At 57.1% G+C, this 18,392-nt stretch carries 19 protein-coding genes; 10 read left to right on the forward strand and 9 right to left on the reverse strand.

Translation table 11 applies throughout. The features are described 5' to 3' along the window. Positions 1 to 228: flavoprotein (locus UN63_RS11630; RefSeq protein ID WP_280530386.1), on the reverse strand; the 228-nt coding region annotated here is incomplete at its 3' end. 122 nt (positions 229 to 350) lie between these two features. Here UN63_RS11630 and radC point away from each other — a divergent pair. The 4 genes from radC to mutM all read left to right on the forward strand — a co-directional run bounded on the left by radC (position 351) and on the right by mutM (position 2,488). Beyond that, entirely contained in the window at positions 351 to 1,025 is a 675-nt protein-coding gene (gene radC / locus UN63_RS11635) for a RadC family protein (protein WP_104486920.1), read from the forward strand. Between the two features lie 132 nt (positions 1,026 to 1,157). Beyond that, entirely contained in the window at positions 1,158 to 1,394 is a 237-nt protein-coding gene (gene rpmB, locus UN63_RS11640; RefSeq protein ID WP_014291125.1) for a 50S ribosomal protein L28, read from the forward strand. A gap of 11 nt (positions 1,395 to 1,405) precedes the next feature. Further along, complete coding sequence (gene rpmG, locus UN63_RS11645; protein WP_071472289.1) at positions 1,406 to 1,573, forward strand: 50S ribosomal protein L33; 168 nt, start codon at positions 1,406 to 1,408, stop codon at positions 1,571 to 1,573. A gap of 93 nt (positions 1,574 to 1,666) precedes the next feature. Beyond that, a complete protein-coding gene (gene mutM, locus UN63_RS11650; RefSeq protein ID WP_104486921.1) occupies positions 1,667 to 2,488 on the forward strand; it encodes a bifunctional DNA-formamidopyrimidine glycosylase/DNA-(apurinic or apyrimidinic site) lyase in 822 nt (273 codons plus the stop codon). A gap of 188 nt (positions 2,489 to 2,676) precedes the next feature. Here the strand turns inward: mutM and coaD are convergent, their stop codons facing one another. Then, positions 2,677 to 3,156, reverse strand: coding sequence for a pantetheine-phosphate adenylyltransferase (gene coaD, locus UN63_RS11655; protein WP_104486922.1), 480 nt, complete (start codon positions 3,154 to 3,156; stop codon positions 2,677 to 2,679). Between the two features lie 79 nt (positions 3,157 to 3,235). Here coaD and UN63_RS11660 point away from each other — a divergent pair, with 79 nt between their 5' ends. Then, the gene (locus tag UN63_RS11660) at positions 3,236 to 4,261 is read left to right on the forward strand and encodes a glycosyltransferase family 9 protein (RefSeq protein WP_104486923.1); all 1,026 of its coding nucleotides are present in this window, start codon (positions 3,236 to 3,238) and stop codon (positions 4,259 to 4,261) included. Here the strand turns inward: UN63_RS11660 and UN63_RS11665 are convergent. Then, positions 4,230 to 5,009, reverse strand: a complete 780-nt coding sequence (locus tag UN63_RS11665) for a glycosyltransferase family 2 protein (protein WP_104486924.1) — start codon at positions 5,007 to 5,009, stop codon at positions 4,230 to 4,232. The genes UN63_RS11660 and UN63_RS11665 overlap by 32 nt on opposite strands. Next, the gene (locus UN63_RS11670; protein WP_104486925.1) at positions 5,006 to 6,067 is read right to left on the reverse strand and encodes a glycosyltransferase family 9 protein; all 1,062 of its coding nucleotides are present in this window, start codon (positions 6,065 to 6,067) and stop codon (positions 5,006 to 5,008) included. The genes UN63_RS11665 and UN63_RS11670 overlap by 4 nt, the downstream gene beginning before the upstream one ends. An 85-nt stretch (positions 6,068 to 6,152) precedes the next feature. On the opposite strand from UN63_RS11670, the gene UN63_RS11675 reads away from it, so the two are divergent. Further along, entirely contained in the window at positions 6,153 to 6,860 is a 708-nt protein-coding gene (locus UN63_RS11675) for a 3-deoxy-D-manno-octulosonic acid kinase (protein WP_104486926.1), read from the forward strand. Here UN63_RS11675 and waaA read toward each other — a convergent pair. From waaA to rfaD, 5 genes are read right to left on the reverse strand one after another with little or no spacing between them, the layout of a single operon-like run. Then, complete coding sequence (waaA, locus tag UN63_RS11680) at positions 6,845 to 8,110, reverse strand: lipid IV(A) 3-deoxy-D-manno-octulosonic acid transferase (protein ID WP_104486927.1); 1,266 nt, start codon at positions 8,108 to 8,110, stop codon at positions 6,845 to 6,847. The two genes, UN63_RS11675 and waaA, sit on opposite strands and share 16 nt — an antisense overlap. A gap of 4 nt (positions 8,111 to 8,114) precedes the next feature. Beyond that, positions 8,115 to 9,170 (reverse strand): lipopolysaccharide heptosyltransferase II, encoded by a 1,056-nt coding sequence (waaF, locus tag UN63_RS11685; protein WP_104486928.1) that lies wholly within the window; start codon positions 9,168 to 9,170, stop codon positions 8,115 to 8,117. Positions 9,171 to 9,218: 48 nt separating this feature from the next. After that, positions 9,219 to 10,289, reverse strand: coding sequence for a glycosyltransferase family 4 protein (locus UN63_RS11690; RefSeq protein ID WP_181068237.1), 1,071 nt, complete (start codon positions 10,287 to 10,289; stop codon positions 9,219 to 9,221). A 16-nt stretch (positions 10,290 to 10,305) separates the two neighbouring features. Next, a complete protein-coding gene (locus UN63_RS11695; protein WP_104486930.1) occupies positions 10,306 to 12,072 on the reverse strand; it encodes a bifunctional glycosyltransferase family 4 protein/polysaccharide deacetylase in 1,767 nt (588 codons plus the stop codon). A 25-nt stretch (positions 12,073 to 12,097) separates the two neighbouring features. Next, positions 12,098 to 13,051, reverse strand: coding sequence for an ADP-glyceromanno-heptose 6-epimerase (rfaD, locus tag UN63_RS11700; RefSeq protein WP_104486931.1), 954 nt, complete (start codon positions 13,049 to 13,051; stop codon positions 12,098 to 12,100). Positions 13,052 to 13,194: 143 nt separating this feature from the next. Here rfaD and UN63_RS11705 point away from each other — a divergent pair, with 143 nt between their 5' ends. The 4 genes from UN63_RS11705 (at position 13,195) to UN63_RS11720 (ending at position 18,083) form a co-directional block, all read left to right on the forward strand. Then, the gene (locus UN63_RS11705) at positions 13,195 to 13,857 is read left to right on the forward strand and encodes a TetR/AcrR family transcriptional regulator (RefSeq protein ID WP_104486932.1); all 663 of its coding nucleotides are present in this window, start codon (positions 13,195 to 13,197) and stop codon (positions 13,855 to 13,857) included. 95 nt (positions 13,858 to 13,952) lie between these two features. Next, entirely contained in the window at positions 13,953 to 15,143 is a 1,191-nt protein-coding gene (locus UN63_RS11710) for a glycine C-acetyltransferase (RefSeq protein ID WP_104486933.1), read from the forward strand. A 13-nt stretch (positions 15,144 to 15,156) separates the two neighbouring features. Beyond that, positions 15,157 to 16,182, forward strand: coding sequence for an L-threonine 3-dehydrogenase (gene tdh, locus UN63_RS11715; protein ID WP_104486956.1), 1,026 nt, complete (start codon positions 15,157 to 15,159; stop codon positions 16,180 to 16,182). Positions 16,183 to 16,967: 785 nt separating this feature from the next. Beyond that, a complete protein-coding gene (locus UN63_RS11720) occupies positions 16,968 to 18,083 on the forward strand; it encodes a branched-chain amino acid ABC transporter substrate-binding protein (protein WP_104486934.1) in 1,116 nt (371 codons plus the stop codon). The last annotated feature ends 309 nt before the right edge of the window (positions 18,084 to 18,392 follow it).

The following is an 18,392-nucleotide window of genomic DNA, read 5'->3' on the forward strand; positions in this document are numbered from 1 at the left end:
GATATGACCCATGCCGGCTTCGGCCGCCGGATCCAGCAGCGCATCGGATACCGGCTCGCCCGACACCGCCTGCAGGGTGAGCGGGGTAATAAACGACTTGGCCGATTCGGTCATCACGACCCGTACCTCGGCATGGCGCTCTTTGAGTCGGCGTACCAGCTCGGCACTCTTATAGGCCGCAATGCCGCCGCTGAGGCCGATTAAAATGCGTTTTCCTGTTAATGGCATGGCTCTATTCCACAGGCTGACAGAGCGGCAAGATTATCACAAATGGCCGGCTTGTGCGGTGCGTGCAGGGGATTGGGCTAGGCTTGATTAACCGATTCCGGCCATGGCGACAAGGAGGGGGAATGAGCATCAAGGACTGGCCAGAGGGAGAGCGCCCGCGGGAAAAACTGCTGAGCCGGGGGCCGGGCAGCCTGTCGGACGCGGAGCTGCTGGCGATTTTTTTGCGTACCGGTGCCAAGGGCATGGATGCGGTGACGCTGGCCCACACCCTGATCCGCCAGTTTGGCAGCTTGCGTCAGTTGCTGCTGGCGGATCAACAGAGTTTTTGCGAAGGGCCGGGACTGGGTCAGGCCAAGTTTGTGCAGCTGCAGGCTAGCCTGGAGCTGATGCGACGGTTTCTGGATGAAAAACTGGTGCGAGAGCATGCGCTGACCAGCCCGGAGTTGACCCGCCAGTTTCTGCAGGCCCGACTGCGAGATCAGGAGCGGGAAGTCTTTGCCCTGCTGCTGCTCGATAACCAGCATAGAGTTATCGAGTATCAGGAGCTATTCTTCGGCACCCTGGACGCGGCGGCGGTCTATCCGCGGGATATCGTCTCGCTGGTGCTGAAACGGAGTGCCGCCGCGGTGATTTTGGTGCATAATCATCCATCCGGCGTCGCCGAGCCCAGCCGGGCCGATCGCATGATTACCGAACGTATTCAGGCCGCCCTGGGGTTGCTGGATATCCGCGTGCTGGATCATCTGGTAGTGGGTGATGGCGAAACCGTTTCTTTTGCCGAGCGTGGCTGGCTTTGATGCCGCTCGTTTGGCTTTATTGTTGATCTCGAGCTCGGTATGCTGTATAAATTGCCGCCTTATTTTGCCCCGATAGACGGCCAACGGGGTGATTAATTGCTCGAGCAAAAGTAAGTTTTGGAGAAGACTGACATGTCTAAAGTATGCCAAGTAACTGGTAAGCGGCCAGCTGTTGGTAACAACCGCTCTCACGCCAACAACGCTACCAAGCGTCGCTTCCTGCCCAACCTGCAAACTCATCGTTTCTGGGTTGAAAGCGAGAAGCGTTTTGTAAAACTGCGTATCACCACCAAAGGTATGCGTATTATCGACAAAAAGGGTATCGACAGTGTCTTAGCTGACCTGCGCGCCCGTGGCGAAAAGGTTTAAGGAGATAACCAATGGCTAAAGGTATTCGCGAGAAGATCCGCCTGAACTCCAGCGCTGGTACTGGTCACTTCTACACCACTACCAAGAACAAGCGCAACATGCCTGAGAAAATGGAAATCAAAAAGTTTGATCCCGTTGTTCGTCAGCATGTGATCTACAAAGAAGGCAAAATCAAGTAAGATTTTGTGTTCTCAAAAAACCCGGCTTCGGCTGGGTTTTTTTATGCCCGGCATCTTGGATATACTGCCGCCGAGCCGATGAGGAGAGTATGAATGCCAGAGTTACCGGAAGTAGAAGTCAGTCGACAAGGGATCACCCCCTTTATGCTGGGCGAGACGGTGATGCGGGTGGTGGTACGTAACGCCAGCCTGCGCTGGCCTATACCGGCCGAGATCCAGGAGATGGTGGGGCTGACCATTATCGGCATTCGGCGCCGGGCCAAATATTTGTTGCTGGAGACCGACTGGGGCACCGCCATCCTGCATCTGGGAATGTCCGGCAATCTGCGGGTGCTGCCTCACGGCACCCCGGCGGGCAAGCACGATCATGTGGATATAGAGCTGGGCAACGGCAAGCTGCTGCGGCTCAACGATACGCGCCGTTTCGGCTGTTTGCTGTGGACTCGTGAGCCGGCGGAGCAGCATCCGCTGCTGGCCAGGCTGGGTCCGGAGCCGCTGACTGACGCCTTCGACGGTGACTATCTGTACCAGCGCAGCCGCAAGCGGAGAACCGCCATCAAGCAGTTCATCATGGACAATCACGTCGTGGTAGGGGTCGGTAACATTTACGCCAACGAATCGCTGTTCACCGCCGGACTTCATCCCCGGCGTGCGGCTGGCGAGGTTGACCATGCGTGTTATCTGCTGCTGGCGGCGGAGATCAAGAGCGTGTTGGCCCGGGCCATCGGCCAGGGTGGCACCACCCTCAAGGATTTTACCGGCAGTGACGGCAAGCCCGGTTACTTCGTGCAGGAACTGCAGGTGTATGGCAAGGCCGGCCAGCCTTGCACGAGTTGTGGCGCCGAGCTCAGAGAAATACGGATGGGCGGCCGCAGCACCGTGTTCTGCCCGCTGTGTCAGCCTGAAAATACGTGAGGGGTGAGGAGTAAGGGCGGGCAAAGAACCTCTCCACCGACACGCTTCAGGCACATCCATGTGTCGCTCGGCAAATGCCATCTGACCGCCAGGGACGGCGGGAATGACGGAATGGCAGGAGCATTTTCCGGCCCTGGCATTTGACGGCCGGTGGAGAGGATTCCTTTACCCCCCCTTGTTGGAAGAGGTTACGCCAGCTTTTGGGCGATGGCCCTGGCCACGGCATCGGGCACGAACTGGCTGATATCGCCGCCGTGAATGGCCACCTCCTTCACCAGAGTGGAAGAGATAAAGGAATTCTCTTCCGCCGGGGTGAGAAAGACGCTTTCCAGCTCCGGCATCAATCGCCGGTTCATGTTGGCGAGCTGAAATTCATACTCGAAGTCGGACACCGCCCGCAGGCCCCGGATCAGCACGTTGGCCTGATGCGCCTTGGCAAAATCCACCAGCAGGCCTGAAAACCCCACCACCTTGACGTTGCCCAGGTTGCGCGTCACCTCCTGCACCAGCGCCACTCGTTCGTCCAGTTCAAACATGGGTTTCTTGCTGGGGCTGAAGGCGACTCCGACGACGACTTCGTTAAACAGCTGCGAGGCGCGTTCGATTAAATCCAGATGGCCATTGGTGACGGGATCGAAGGTGCCGGGATAAATGACCCTGATGCTCATGTGAGTTCCTTATTAACAAAACGAAAGTCGGAAAGTTTAGGGTAGAATACCGCAGCATAACGGTGAGCGGGAGAGAGAGATGAAACGGGTATTGGTGGTTCGTAACGACAAGATTGGCGACTTCATGCTGGCCTGGCCGGCGCTGGCCATGCTAAAGGCGTCTTCCGGTTGTGAAATTACCGCCCTGGTGCCGGGCTATACTCGTCAGCTGGCTGAACTGTGCCCTTCCATTGACCGGGTGATCGAAGACCCGGGAAAAGATGCGAAACCTGCCGCCCATCGGGATCTGCTGAAACAGCTTAAAGCCGGACACTTCGACGCCGTTATATGCCTGTTTTCCAATTTTCGCAACGCCAAACTCATGTGGCAGGCGGGCATTCGGCAGCGTTGGGCACCGGCCACCAAGCTGGCTCAGCTGCTGTATAACCACAGAGTGACCCAGCGCCGCTCCCAGTCTGCCAAGCCGGAATACGAATATAACCTGGATCTGGTGCGGGCTTTTCTGAGCCATAACGGCATGACCGCCATGGAGCCTACCACGCCCTATCTGCGTTTCGAGGGGAGTGAGCTGGCGACCTTCAGACTACAGCAGGCACAGCGGCTGGGCATCGATGCCGCCCGACCCTGGCTGCTGGTGCACGCCGGCAGCGGTGGCTCGGCCAATAACCTGTCTGCCGTTCAGTATGCGGATCTGATCCGTCGGTTAGGGGAGTCGTTTCCCGAGGCGCAGCCGGTGCTGACCGCCGGGCCGGGCGAGCAGGCACTGGCCCGACAGGTAGCAGACGTGGTGGGTGAAGGCGCCGTGGTGGCTCAGGATCTGCCGCTGCCGGACTTTTGTCGGCTACTGGCCTGTGGTGACCTCTTTGTGGCGGGCAGCACGGGGCCGCTGCACATTGCCGCCGCCCTGGACGTGCCGACGGTGGGCTTTTTTCCGCTGCGTCGTTCGGCCACCCCGCTGCGCTGGCGTCCGCTCAACAGCGAGGGGCGCCATCTGGCCTTTCATCCCCCCGGCAATCCCGGTGAACAGGTAGAGGATATGAGCCAGGTGGACATGACAGCTGTAGCCGCCGCTGTTACGCCCTGGGCCCGCGAGTTTCTGTCTTAATCCACAGATCGGCATATTTGACGAAGGTAGAGTGAGCAGAGAGCAGGCTGAGCAGCAGGCCCTGCCTGCCATCGAGAAAGCCGGCCTTGAGCAGATACATCTTCATGAAGCAGCCCACGCCGTGCAGCAGGCCCTGGCACAGAGAGCCTTTTTTACCTCTTTGCTGGCGTTGTTCGGCCCAAGCGGCGGCATAGCCGGCAGACTTCACTAAATAATGCTCTAAATCACGATAGGTATAGTGCAGCAAGTCGCCTTTGAGCTTTTTGGTTTTAATGCCTTTTTTCAGTGTGACCTTTTCGTGCACCAAGGCGTCGTTATAGCCGGTGAGTGCCTTGGGATAGAGCCGCAGCACCCGGTCCGGGTACCAGCCGCAATGGCGTATAAAGCGGCCAAACACCCAGGATAGCCGTGCCACCGAGTACACCGTATTGGTGGTTGGCTTGGCCAGAATGGCTTCTATGCTGGTTTTAAGTTCGGGGGTGACGCGTTCGTCGGCATCTACCCACAGTATCCAGTCTGACTGCACATGGGCTTGGGCAATTTGTCGCTGTTTACCAAAGCCGGGCCAGTGGTCATTAACAAAAAAGCGAGCCCCGGCGGCTTCTGCCACCTCGCGGGTGGTATCGGTACTGCCCGAGTCCAGCACGACGATTTCGTCTACCCAGTCCAGAGTAGCCAGGCAATCGGCCAGGTTTTCCGCTTCATTTTTAACGATCAGCACGGCGGCCAGGGTGGGACGTGAACTCATGAGGGTTCCTGCAACAGGTTGAAATCGTGGATGATGCGGTCGAATTGGGTCTCGACCATAGCCGTGCTGATCCGCTGCATGGCGGTGGGATCCTTGACCCGGGTACGCCAGGGTACTTGTTCGGCGGTTTTTCCGGTTTCGGCCAGCAGGGCCTCGTCATAGACGCTGACTACATAGTCGCGGCAGCGATAAGGGCCGGTACGTTGTGGATTATGATGGGCATAAAGGCCCAGCACCGGTGTGTTCACCAAGGTCGCCATGTGCGTCGGGCCCGTATCCGGCGCCGCCACCAGGCGGGCGACCTTGATCAGCGCCAACAGCTGCGGCAGGCTGGTCTGGCCCACCAGGTTTTCGGCGATGTTATCCGTCAATTTACAGATTTTTGCCGCCAGATCGCGCTCTTGTTGCGCCGGACTTCCGATAAGCATCACTTGCATGCCCTTGTTGTGAGCATGATCGGCAAGGGCGGCGTAGCCTTCGGCGGTCCAGTTTTTATAGGCCTTGCTGGCGGCAGGGCAGATCAGCAGCAGTGGCTGTCGTTCGGCATAGGTTACCGCCCATTGTTCCGCCTCGGCGGGAATCGGCAGGTCCCAGCCTGGTGTGAGATCGGTCAGCCCCAACGCCTGCCCAAAGCCCATGAAGCCTTCCACTACATGCTCGCCGGTGGCGGCCACCTTGTGATTGGTGAACAGCCACTGGCCGTCTTTGGCGCGTTCCCGCTCAAACCCCAGCTTGTACCGGGCTCGGATGCCTAAGCTGGCGAGACTGGCGCGCAGGGCGGCCTGCATATGCAGCAGTACATCGAACTTGCGACCGCGCAGTTGTGTCCAGAGATCAAGATAGGCGCGGATACCAGCGCCTTTGTCGAACACGATAATCTCGACATCTGGCAGCAACTGCAGCAATTGAGCTTCTATTTTGCCGGTGATCCAGGTAATACGGGTCTGGGGCCATTGACGCTGTATGGCCTGTACCAGGGCGATGGCATGACAGCAGTCGCCGATAGCGGACAAGCGCAGTAAACAGAGGGTAGCGGGGGCCGAGCCGAGCAATGCCATAAATGAAGTCTCCGGGATCTGAGTCCGGCATTATGCAAAGGCTGGCGAGCCATGTAAAATCTGTGTTTTCGTTGGGGGGACGGTAATGGAACGGATAGAGCACGGCTCGGAGATTATCTGGTATGACCCGGAATGTTTCGGCGCATTTCAGCGGGACTTCTTTGAAATTGATTACTGGCGTGAACAGAACGCCATTCGCGGCAAGGCGGTGGGACGCAACACCACCTGGTTTGTGGAAGACGAGATTTGCCACAAGGTGCTGCGCCATTACTACCGGGGCGGCATGATAGGCCGGGTGATGGAAGACACCTTTCTGCACGTGGCCGAGTCCAAGAGCCGGGCCATGGCCGAGTTTACCGTGCTCACCAAACTCTATCGCCGCGGTTTGCCGGTTCCCCGGCCCTGCGCCGCACGTATGGTGCGATCCAACCTGGTGTACCGTGCCGACATTATCCTTAGCCGTATCGAGAATTCCCGCGATTTGGTGGCTATTTTACAGGAAAGGGCGCTGAACAAGAGCGAGTGGCAGAACATTGGCAAGACCATTCGTCAGTTTCATGATGCCGGCCTCTATCATGCGGATCTGAACAGCCACAATATTCTGCTCGACGACAGCGGCAAGAGCTGGCTGATTGACTTCGACAAGTGTCACCTCCGCCAGCCCGGCAGCTGGACCCGGGAAAACATGGACCGGCTGCTGCGATCTTTCCGTAAGGAGCTAGGGCTGCATCCCGGCTTCCAATGGAAAGAAGCAGACTGGAAAGCCCTGTTAAGCGGCTACAAAGCCAGCTGAGCCTTGATGGCGGAGAGCGTGCGGAGCAAGGCTCCCTGATTGGCTCTGACGACGTTCAGAGCTTGTGCCCCCATCTGTGCACCCTGCGCGGGTGAGTCCAGCAATGCAGCGAGCTGTTGTGCCAGTTCGTTATCGTTAGTGACCACCCGGGCACCACCGGCGTCGACGAGCTGATGGGTGATGTCGCTGAAGTTGAAAAATGAAGGGCCTGTGAGTACGGGCTTGCCCAGGGCGGCTGGCTCCAGCAGGTTGTGGCCGCCCCGTTCGATCAGGCTGCCACCGATAAAGGCGACGTCGGCCGCCGCCAGCATGACGGGGAGTTCGCCCATGGTGTCACCCAGATAGACCTGGGTGGGAGCAGCAGACGCAGGCAGGGTACGGCGGCTCAGGGTAAAGCCCTGCCGCGTAACCAGTTCTGCGACCTGGACGAAGCGTTGAGGGTGGCGGGGTACCAGCATCAGAAGAGCCTGTGGCAGGCGTTGCAGCAGTTCCCGGTGGGCGGTGAGCAGCTGTTCGTCTTCGCCTTCATGGGTAGAAGCGGCAATCCATACCGGGCGTCGTGTTCCCAGCTGTTCCCGCAGCGCTTGTCCCTGTCGACGAACTTCGTCGTCGTAGTCGATATCGAACTTGATGGATCCCGTCACGCTCAGCTTTTCATGGCAGAGCCCCAAGTCTGCAAAGCGATCGGCATCATCCCGATGCTGGCAGGCTATATAGCTGATATTCGCCGATAAAAGCCGGAATATGCCATGAAACTGTTTATATTTATCGGCAGAACGGGCCGATAACCGGGCATTGAGTACCATCACCGGCAGCTGTTTTCGACCGCAGGCTGTGAGCCAGTTGGGCCAGAGTTCGGTTTCCATAATCAGCAAAGCCCGTGGACGAACCCTACGTAAAAACAACGATATAGCCCAGGGGAAGTCCAGCGGGGCATAGCGATGTTCTATCAGGTCGCCCAGCTTTTCTGCCTGATCGGCGCCGGTGCGGGTGGTGGTGGTGACCAGAATCGGCAATTCCGGGTGTTCCGCCTTGATGGCCTTGATCAGTGGCGTGGCGGCAACCATTTCCCCGACGCTGACCGCATGCAGCCAAACCGGATTCTCTTGTCTGGACGTCGGTACCAGCCCCAAGTGTTCTGGCCAGCGACGACCAAAGCCCGGCTTGCCTTGTTTGGGCCAGTACAGCAGCCCCAGCAGCAGGGGGCTGAATAGATGGATGAGCAGGTTGTAGATAAAGCGATACATCATGGGGTTACCGATGGCCGACGGCGATATGATCCGAGGTCGCCAGTTGCTGAATGGCGGCAAGTACTTTCCCTGCAGGCAGCTCTCTCAGGCACTTCAGATGACCGAGCGGACACTCACGTTTGAAGCAGGGCCGGCATTCGATGTCGGTATGCACTATGGCGACCCTTTCTGCCAGTGGCGGCGTGTATTTGGGCGAGGTCGAGCCGTAGATGCCGACCAGAGGACGTTGCAAGGCGGCGGCGATATGCATCAGGCCGGAATCGTTGGAAATCACCACAGAGCTTAGTGCCATCAGATCGATGGCCTGATGCAGCGAGGTTTTTCCCGCCAGAATATGGCATTTTCCCTGCAAACTATGTGGTAAATGATGCTTTATGGTTTCGGCGACCGGAATATCCTTGGCCGAGCCGAAAATCCATACCTGCTTCCCCTGTTCAATCTGATGTCGGGCTACCTCGGCGTAGTGTTGCTCCGGCCAGCGCTTGGAAGGGCCGAACTCCGCCCCTGGGCACAGGCTGACTATGGGGCTCTCGGTATTGAGGCTCAGCTCGTTCAAGGCGTTTTGCTGGTTTGCGGTATCCACTTTCAGGGTAGGCCAGGGCAGGGCAGGAATGCAGTGATTATTCTGCATGTCCGCCCTGGGGTGGGCGAGCGCGACATAACGTTCGACCATTAGCGGGAAGTCGGTCTTGTTGCTGCGCAGATCGTTCAGCAGGCCGTAGCGGGACTCGCCTTTCCAGCCGGTGCGCTTCTTGATGCCGGCGAACAGCGGGATCAGGGCCGATTTCATCGAGTTGGGCTGTACTATGGCCCAGTCATAGCCTTCGGTGGCCAGCTGCCGGCCGAGGCGGAAGCGTTGGGTCAGCTTGAAATCACCGTGGCCCAGAGGCATCACTATGGCCTTGTCGACCTCGGGCATTCGCTCCAGCAGGGCACAGCACCAGGCCGGCGCCATCACATGCAGCTCTGCACCCGGATGCTGCTGCTTCAGGGTGATATACAGACTTTGGGACATCACCATGTCCCCGACCCAGGAAGGGCCTATGACCAGAATTTTCATGGAGCACCTACATTGTGTAACACGGATAATGAGGCCGACGCGATATTATTATCTGAGAATCTCTGAAAGGCGCTGGGTTTCATTTTTTTGGGAAAAAATTGCTTGGGCCAGAGAGATATTGCTACGGGCTAGTTCGATTTCTTGGTTGAAATTATTCAGTATCATATTGATTAACTCTCGAACGTGATCTACGTCCTTGTCTCTGGCTATATGCATGTGGAACCCCAATTTTTCGAATTCGGGAAATACTGTGTTGTCGTATGTGATGCAGATTAAACCATTACCCAAGGCTTCAATCAGGGCATTAGACAAACCTTCACCGTGACTCGGAAACAGGAAGATAGAAGCATCGTGGAATAGTTTCTGAGGGTGTGGGTGATGGCCTATTAGCTCGACCTGAGTTTCTAGTTTTCTCTTTTGTATTTCAGCCTTCAACTGCGCTAGATAACTTGGATCGTTTTCCGCTCCGACCAGTTTCAGCGGAAGCTCTGTACCTGAAATCGCAATTAAAGCATCGAGTTGTCCTTTTCCATTCGCTATTCTGCCGACATGTATGGCTTTTTTAATAGGGATGACTGGCGACTCTGGTAAAAAATCGGTGCTGGTGTAGATAACACCTATGCTAGCTTGGCGAGCTATGGGTATGATGAGTTCTATATTTTTCCGCAAATGCTCACTGATACACAGATGGTAGTTGACCCTGCTATAAAACCAGCGATGCAGAAGATCTTTTTTGCTGCTGGACATAGTGGTGCCGTATCTGACAATCAACTGGACTTGAGGTAAACCGAGTAGGGCAAAGTAAATAGATTTTATTTCCGAAGTGCCAAGGAAAATGATATTTTTAACATGTCCACTTTTCACTATTCGTCGCAGTTGCCATATTAGGCTCAGGCTCAATTTGGTCTTGAAATCTATTTCTTGATATTGAATCCCAGCTTGTTGTGCCTGCCGAGAAATAAAGCTGTCGCGCTTGCATACCAGTAAGGTCGAAATATTTGCACCGGCAAGTCCTCGGGCCATTTTAATAGCATCCAGCTCCATACCACCAGCAAAGTGAGACAGGCATAGAACCACGACATCATACCGGTTGCTAATCATATTGGAACTGTCAGTCATATCGAATTCATCATAGTTATCGTGCTTTCCTGAACACATAATTCCCCCGGATCTTCCGCCACAGGCCGAACACGTCGGTGCGTGGGAAGATGGCGATACGACGAATTTGATAGGGGTCTTCGTGCATGGCGAGGGGGCCGCTGTCGGTGGCTACCGCGAAGGGGTAGTCCAGCTCTTGGGCTAAATCTTTGCTGTCCTGATTATGGCTGCCGAACGGGTAGGCGAAAGAGGACAGTTTCTGGTCCAGTAGCTGCTCCAGTTGTTCCTTGTTTTCGGCAATTTCGTGGCGCTGGGCGTCTTTATCCAGGGTGTTCAGGTGCGGGTGGGTCAGGGTGTGACCACCAAATTCCACCAGGCCGGAGTCGGCCATTTCCTTTATCTGGGCCGGGCTCATCAGCTCTACCCGCTTTTCCGGGTTGTCCGGAATTTCCACGTCCCAGCGGTTGAACTGCTCGCCGGTCACCATGTAAATCACCGCCTTGAAGCCGTACTTTTTCAGCAGCGGAAACAGCAGCTCGTAGTTGTCTTTATAACCATCGTCGACGGTGATGATGATGTACTTCTTGCCGGACTCCAGCCGGCTGGCCATGCCCCGTTCGGCCAGATCAGCGAAGGTGAGGGTCTCAAAGCCCAGCCGTTTGAGCAGTTTGAAGTGCTTTTCCAGCATATTGACGTGCATATAGGTACCATGTACGCCTTTTTCGCTGTCATCCCTGATGAAGCGATGGTACATGATGATGGGCACTTCCCGGCGCAGCCGGTGCACGTAAACGCTCTGGTAATGCTGCTCCAGCTGGTCGGCTACGGCTTTCAGGTCGTAGTTCGCCCTTACCCGCGCGGCCAGAGCGGTAGCGTCGTAGCCGGCATTCAGGGCGGCGGCAATTCGGGCGGGCAGGGCGGCGAAGTCGATATCCAGATCCTTTGGCCCTATATCACCGAAATTGCTCGCCATGACCGCATCCAGATTGTCGGCGGTAACCAGGCCGGGGGCCTGTGCTTCGCCCACGGCAAACACCGGGCGCTCCATCAGAACGGACTCCATGGCCACCCGGCCGGCACCGATCACCAGATCCGAGGCCGCCATAAGGGCCGGTACATCCTGCACATAGCCCAGAAAGTTCACCTGACCTTTGAAACGCTCGAACCGCTCCGGGATTTGCGAGCCGGAGGCGATCTGCACCCGGTATTTTTCCAGATCCAGGCATTCGTCCAGCAGCCGGTAGCACAAGTCGCCCTTCGGGCCGCTGAGCCGACCTATGATGCTGATCACCGGCTTGTCGTTTGTCGGTACCGGTACGGGCCGATACTGCTCGGTATTGATGCCGTTGCGGCCGATGGCAATCAGCTCGGGTGCTACCCCCAGGCTGCTGATGAGCTGATCCCGCACCGCTTCGCACACCGCCAGCGCCCGGTCGCCCAGGGCATGGAATTTCTTGCGCGAGGCATGCACCGGCTGGCGGCCGTGCACAGTGGTGATCATGGGAGTACCGGTCAGCTTGCAGGCCACATGGCAGCTCCAGCTGGAGGCCCGGCTGTGAGCGTGAACCAGCTGGATGCGGTGCTTCTTGATCAGATAGATCAGGTAGCCCACATGCCAGAACCGGCGAGGTACACTGCGCTTGTTGAAGCGCAGCTTGAAATACTCGCCCTGGTGCGGTTTGGTCAGGGTGTCGGAGACATAAAACACCCTGCGCCCACGCCGGGTGAGTTCGTCACCCACGGTAGTGGCATAGACTTCGGCCCCGGTCACTTCCAGCTGGGACAGCGCCATCAATATATTCATGCGGTATTCCGTGTCGGGCCTGTGGTTACTTGTTCAGCCACGCCATGTATTCGCTCACGCCTTCGGCCACGGTCTTGAAGTCGTGGGGATAGCCGGCGGCGCGCAGTTTGGTGAGATCCGCCTGGGTAAAGCTCTGGTAGCGACCCTTCAGCTGCTCGGGGAAGGGGATATATTCTATCTCTCCCTTGCCGTGATGTTTGATCACCGCCTCGGCTACGTTCTGGAACGGTTCTGCCCGGCCGGTGCCACAGTTGTAGATGCCGGACACTTCCGGGTTCTGCCAGAACCACAGGTTCACCCGGCAGACATCGCTGACATAGATGAAATCGCGCATCTGGCCGCCGTTGGGGAAACCGTCACAACCTTCGAACAGCTTGGGGTTTTCGTCCTTGTGCAACTGGGTGTTGAGATGGAAGGCCACACTGGACATGCCACCCTTGTGTTGTTCGCGCGGGCCATAGACGTTGAAATACTTGAGGCCCACTACCTGAGAGTTGATCTCGGGCATCAGGCGGCGCACATACTGGTCGAACAACTGCTTGGAATAGCCGTAAACGTTGAGTGGCTGCTCGTACTGCGGCTCTTCGATGAAGTTGTCGTTGCGCCCGCCGTAGGTGGCGGCGGAAGAGGCATAAATGAAGGGGATTTCCCGCTCCAGGCAGTAGTGCAGCAAGTCTTTGGAATATTGATAGTTGTTTTCCATCATGAACTTGCCGTCCCACTCTGTGGTGGCCGAGCAGGCGCCTTCATGAAAGATCACTTCGATGCCGCCCCATTCCTCGAATTCATCACCGGAAAAAATACGTTGAATAAACTCGTCTTTGTCGAGGTAGTCGGCGATGGTCAGGTCGACCAGGTTGACGAACTTGGTGCCATCGGTGAGGTCGTCGACGACTACCACATCGGTGCGCCCCTGGTCGTTGAGGGTTTTTACCAGATTACTGCCGATAAAGCCGGCGCCGCCAGTCACAATGATCATCGCTTTCTGCCTCTTGCTGGCCGGAACCTGTCCGGCTGAACGAAGTGAAATAAAGCCAAAGTTTACCATGCTTGTGCGGCAGAAAACTAACCCGTCGGCCTGTGTTACTATTCAGAGATGGCATTGAGCATTTGGTTAACAGGATGAAAACCAAGGATCGTATCGTGGCTGACGCCCTGCTGCTGTTTAACGAGCAGGGGGAGTCGAATGTAACCACCAACCATATTGCCGCGCATCTGGGGATTAGTCCGGGTAATCTCTATTACCACTTTCGCAACAAGAGCGACATTATTCACCGTATTTTCCTGCAATATAGCGACCACTTGCGTAAAAGTTTCACGCCCGCCACCGGCTCGGCCAACGCCAGCCCGGCGGTGTGGTTTCATTATCTGGACGCCATTTTCTATGTGATGTGGGAGTTCCGTTTCTTCTACGCCAACCTCAACGATATCTTGCAGCGGGATCCCGAGTTGCATCTGCAGTATCTGGCGGTACAGCAGGAGCTGACGGTGAACCTGCAGGCCCTGTTGCGCGAGATGAACGCCCAGCGGGTGCTGGCGATTCCCGATGAGGAAATCGAGCCCCTGACCGAGGTGCTGCGTATGGTCGTGTCGTTCTGGGTCAGCTACCAGTCGGCCCAGTCGATGACCCCGCGCATCAGTCAGGCGGTGCTCTATCAGGGAGTGGCCCGGGTGCTGTTGTTGCTCAAACCCTACTTTCACCCGGAGCAGGGACTCGAACTGGCAACACTCATGACACATTATCAGGCGTTGGGCGCCGCTCCCAGTGATCCCTTTCACAAATAGGATAAAGTTTGGAATATGTTATGAGTGTTCGGTGTTTAAGTAGTAAAATGGTCTGAATTAAATCCAGATAGCCAGATTGATAGCGGGAGTTCATTATGTCATCGGCATTTTATGCTTATTTATCCGAGCAGTTAGCGCAAACCAAAGCAGAGGGGCTCTACAAGAAGGAGCGGGTGATCACCTCGGCCCAGAACGCCGCCATCGAGGTAGGCCAGCGGGAGGTAATCAACTTCTGCGCCAATAACTATCTGGGGTTGGCCAATCATCCCGAGCTGGTCGATGCGGCCAAACAGGGGCTGAACAGCCACGGTTTCGGCATGGCCTCGGTGCGCTTCATCTGCGGCACCCAGGATCTGCACAAGCAACTGGAAGCCGACCTGTCCGCCTTTCTGGGCATGGAAGACACCATTCTTTATACCTCCTGTTTTGATGCCAATGCAGGTCTGTTTGAAACTCTGCTGGGCCCGGAAGATGCCATTATTTCCGATGCCCTCAATCACGCTTCCATCATCGACGGCGTGCGTCTGTGCAAGGCCAAACGTTACCGCTACGCCAACAACGACATGGCCGAGCTGGAAGCCCGGCTGCAGCAGGCGGACGCCGACGGCGCCCGCTTCAAGCTGATTGCCACCGACGGCGTCTTCTCGATGGATGGCGTTATCGCCAACCTCGGGGGCATCTGTGATCTGGCGGACAAATACAATGCCATGGTGATGGTGGACGATTCCCATGCGGTCGGCTTCGTCGGTGAGCAGGGCCGAGGCACCCCGGAATTCTGCGACGTGATGGACAGGGTCGACATCATCACCGGTACCCTGGGTAAGGCCCTGGGCGGTGCGTCCGGCGGTTATACCTCGGGCAAGAAGGAAGTGATCGACTGGCTGCGTCAGCGTTCACGTCCTTACCTGTTCTCCAACTCGGTGGCACCGGCCATAGTCGCGGCTTCCATCAAGGTGCTGGAAATGCTGAAAAACGGCGACAGCCTGCGCAACAAGGTGCGGGAAAACAGCGCCTATTTCCGTGAGCAGATGAGCGCCGCCGGTTTTACTCTGGCGGGGCAGGACCACGCCATTATTCCGGTGATGCTGGGCGATGCCGCCCTGGCGGCCCAGATGTCTGACAAGCTGCTGGAGCGGGGCATTTATGTCATCGGCTTCTCCTTCCCTGTGGTGCCCAAGGGTCAGGCTCGTATTCGCACCCAGATGTCGGCGGCCCACAGCCGCGAACAGCTGGATAAGGCCATTGCCGCCTTTATCGACGTTGGCCGCGAGCTGGGTATCATTTAAGGAGATCATGTTCATGAAAGCACTGGCAAAACTGAAAGCGGAACCCGGCATCTGGATGACCGATGTGCCCGCACCCGAAGTGGGCCATAACGATCTGCTGATCAAGATCCGCAAAACCGCCATCTGCGGTACAGATATTCATATCTATAACTGGGACGAGTGGTCCCAGAACACCATACCGGTACCCATGGTGGTCGGCCACGAATACGTGGGCGAAGTGGTGGCAGTGGGTCAGGAAGTACGCGGCTTTGCGGTGGGCGACCGGGTTTCCGGCGAAGGCCATATTACCTGCGGCCATTGCCGCAACTGCCGGGCCGGACGCACCCATTTGTGCCGTAACACAGTCGGCGTGGGCGTGAATCGTGAAGGGGCTTTCGCCGAGTACCTGGTGATCCCGGCCTTCAACGCCTTCAAGCTGCCCGACGAAGTGTCCGATGATCTGGCATCCATCTTTGACCCCTTCGGCAACGCGGTACACACGGCGCTGTCGTTCGATCTGGTGGGCGAAGATGTGCTGATCACCGGCGCCGGCCCCATCGGCATCATGGCTGCGGCCGTGGCCCGCCATGTGGGGGCCCGCCATGTGGTGATCACCGACGTCAACGAATACCGGCTGGAACTGGCGCGCAAGATGGGCGTGACCCGGGCGGTAAACGTGGCCACCGAAAAGCTGGACACCGTGATGGCCGAGCTGGGCATGACCGAAGGTTTCGATGTGGGTCTGGAAATGTCCGGGGTGCCGATGGCGTTCCGCGACATGCTGGACAAGATGAACCACGGCGGCAAAATCGCTATGCTGGGCATTCCCCCGTCCGACATGGCCATCGACTGGACCAAAGTGATCTTCAAGGGCCTGATGCTCAAGGGCATCTACGGCCGGGAGATGTTCGAGACCTGGTACAAGATGGCCAGCCTGATCCAGTCGGGTCTGGATCTGAGCCCCATTATCACCCATCACTTCAAGGTCGACGACTTCCAGCAGGGTTTCGACACCATGCGTTCCGGCCAGTCCGGTAAAGTCATCCTCGACTGGACCTAAGCGTCACACTAAGGGGATGGGCGCCATGCAGGCGCTCATCCCCGAGCTTCTCTAGATATCCCTTATCAATCCTTCATGCCAGCCTGTACTCTGGTCTTCGATCATTCGGCCCAGGGCTGGTTGCTCGTTCATACCAACCTGTAAAACTAACTGGTTTGTTTAGCTGCCCTTTAAAGGTCGAACGAAGGGTCAACTCCACCGACACGCCTTAATAATGCCACTCATCATTTCAGCCTACTGCGAACATTCACTGGATGTTCGGTCAGACTGAAATGGTTCGTCTCGGCGAGGCAAGCTCGCCCCATGCACGCTCAGCACATGACGTCCGACCGCCAAGGATGGCGGGAGTGTCAGCATTGCAGGAGCCTTTGTTGACCTGTCATGTGATGGTCGCTGGAGTAGAACCCTTCATCCGCCCCTCTGCTGCGGAGCCGCCTGTTGCCTCTTCTTGAACACCGAGTGGTCCGCAGGCATCTCCTATAGACGACGCCGATGTATCAGGGAGGGCAAAGGGATCTGCTCCACCGACCTTCTGTTTCATGGATGAAACAGAGAGCGTACAGGGAGGTATTCATAGCGAGTCGGCGGAGCGGGCGCTTTGGCCGAAGTATCGCACCTGCCGAAAGCCGGCCCCGATCCGCGCCCTGCTTCACAATCCTCGGATTTAGGTTATAACTGGTGTCATGCGAAGCACATTTCGCTTGTGAAAATGGCACACTCAGGTTAGAAAAAGAGCAGGCCGGAGCCTCTTCGGCGCAAGAACTCAATGGACAGAGGGACGTTAGATGATCACATGGAACAAGAAAGCGGTTGCGGCGGCGGTGTCTGTCGCCCTGGGTTATGGTGCCGTGTTTGCCGCCTCGGCGGAAACCGTCAAGGTGGCCATTGCAGGTCCGGTGACCGGAGCCGTGGCCCAGTATGGTGACATGCAGTTTACCGGTGGCCGCATGGCGGTCGAGATGCTCAACAAATCCGGCGCCTTGGGTGACTACACCCTGGAAGCGGTGGAATACGATGATGCCTGCGATCCCAAGCAGGCGGTGGCGGTGGCCAACCGGGTGGTCAACGATGGCGTGCAGTTTGTGGTGGGCCACCTGTGCTCCGACAGCACACTGCCGGCCTCGGATGTGTATGACGACGAAGGTATTCTGATGATTACCCCGGCGTCCACCAACCCGGTCATTACTGAACGGGATCTGGAATTCGTGATGCGAACCATAGGTCTCGACAGCGATCAGGGCCCTACCGCCGCCCGTTACATTCTCGAGCAGGTCAAGCCCGAGCGCATCGCGGTGATCCACGACAAGAAACAATACGGTGAAGGTCTGGCGTCCAGCGTACGTGATGCGCTGAAAGAGGCCAGTGTCGAGGTGGTGGCCTATGAAGGGGTGACCTCGGGCGACAAGGACTTCTCTACACTGATCGCCAAGCTGCAGCGTGACAAGGTCGACTTCGTCTATTATGGCGGCTATCACCCCGAACTGGGGCTTATTTTGCGCCAATCAGCCGAGAAAGGCTTCAAGGCTCGCTTCATGGGGCCCGAGGGCGTAGGTCATAAAGACATTACCTCCATCGCCGGTGACGCCTCCGACGGTCTGCTGGTCACTCTGCCCAAGAAATACGATCTGGACCCAGCCAACGCCCCCGTGGTGCAGGCTATTCAGGCCAAAGGCGAAGATCCATCCGGTCCCTTCGTCTGGACTACCTATGCGGCGGTAGAAGCCATTGCCGAAGGCATAAAGCGCGCGGGTACCGATCCGGAAGCGGTGGCCAAGGCCCTGCGTGCCGAGCCGGTGAACACCGTGATGGGTCCGCTGAGCTGGGATGACAAAGGCGATCTGCTGGGCTTCGAGTTCGGCGTGTTCGAATGGCACAAGGACGGTTCTTCTACCCAGATGTAAGTTGGGTTCGGTCTTTTTCGCCTGATTGGAGAGCAGGGCAAAGGGAAGAGCTCCACAGACCGTGACATGCCAGGGCCGGAAAATGCACCTGCCATCCGGCATTTCCGCCATCCATGGCGGTCAGATGGCATGTCCGAGCTTACATGGGGCGAGCTTGTCTCGCCTTGACGAACAGTCTCTGCTTGAACGAACATCCAGTGAATGTTCGCAGTAAGCTGAGACAGTGAGTGGCATTTATATGTAGCGTGTCGGTGGAGTTGGCCCTTTGTCCGGCTTCTCTGGATATGTCAGCTCTTGCCAAAAGGGGCA

It is taken from the genome of Oceanisphaera arctica, from assembly GCF_002936955.1.
GTDB classification, from domain to species: Bacteria; Pseudomonadota; Gammaproteobacteria; order Enterobacterales; family Aeromonadaceae; genus Oceanimonas; species Oceanimonas arctica.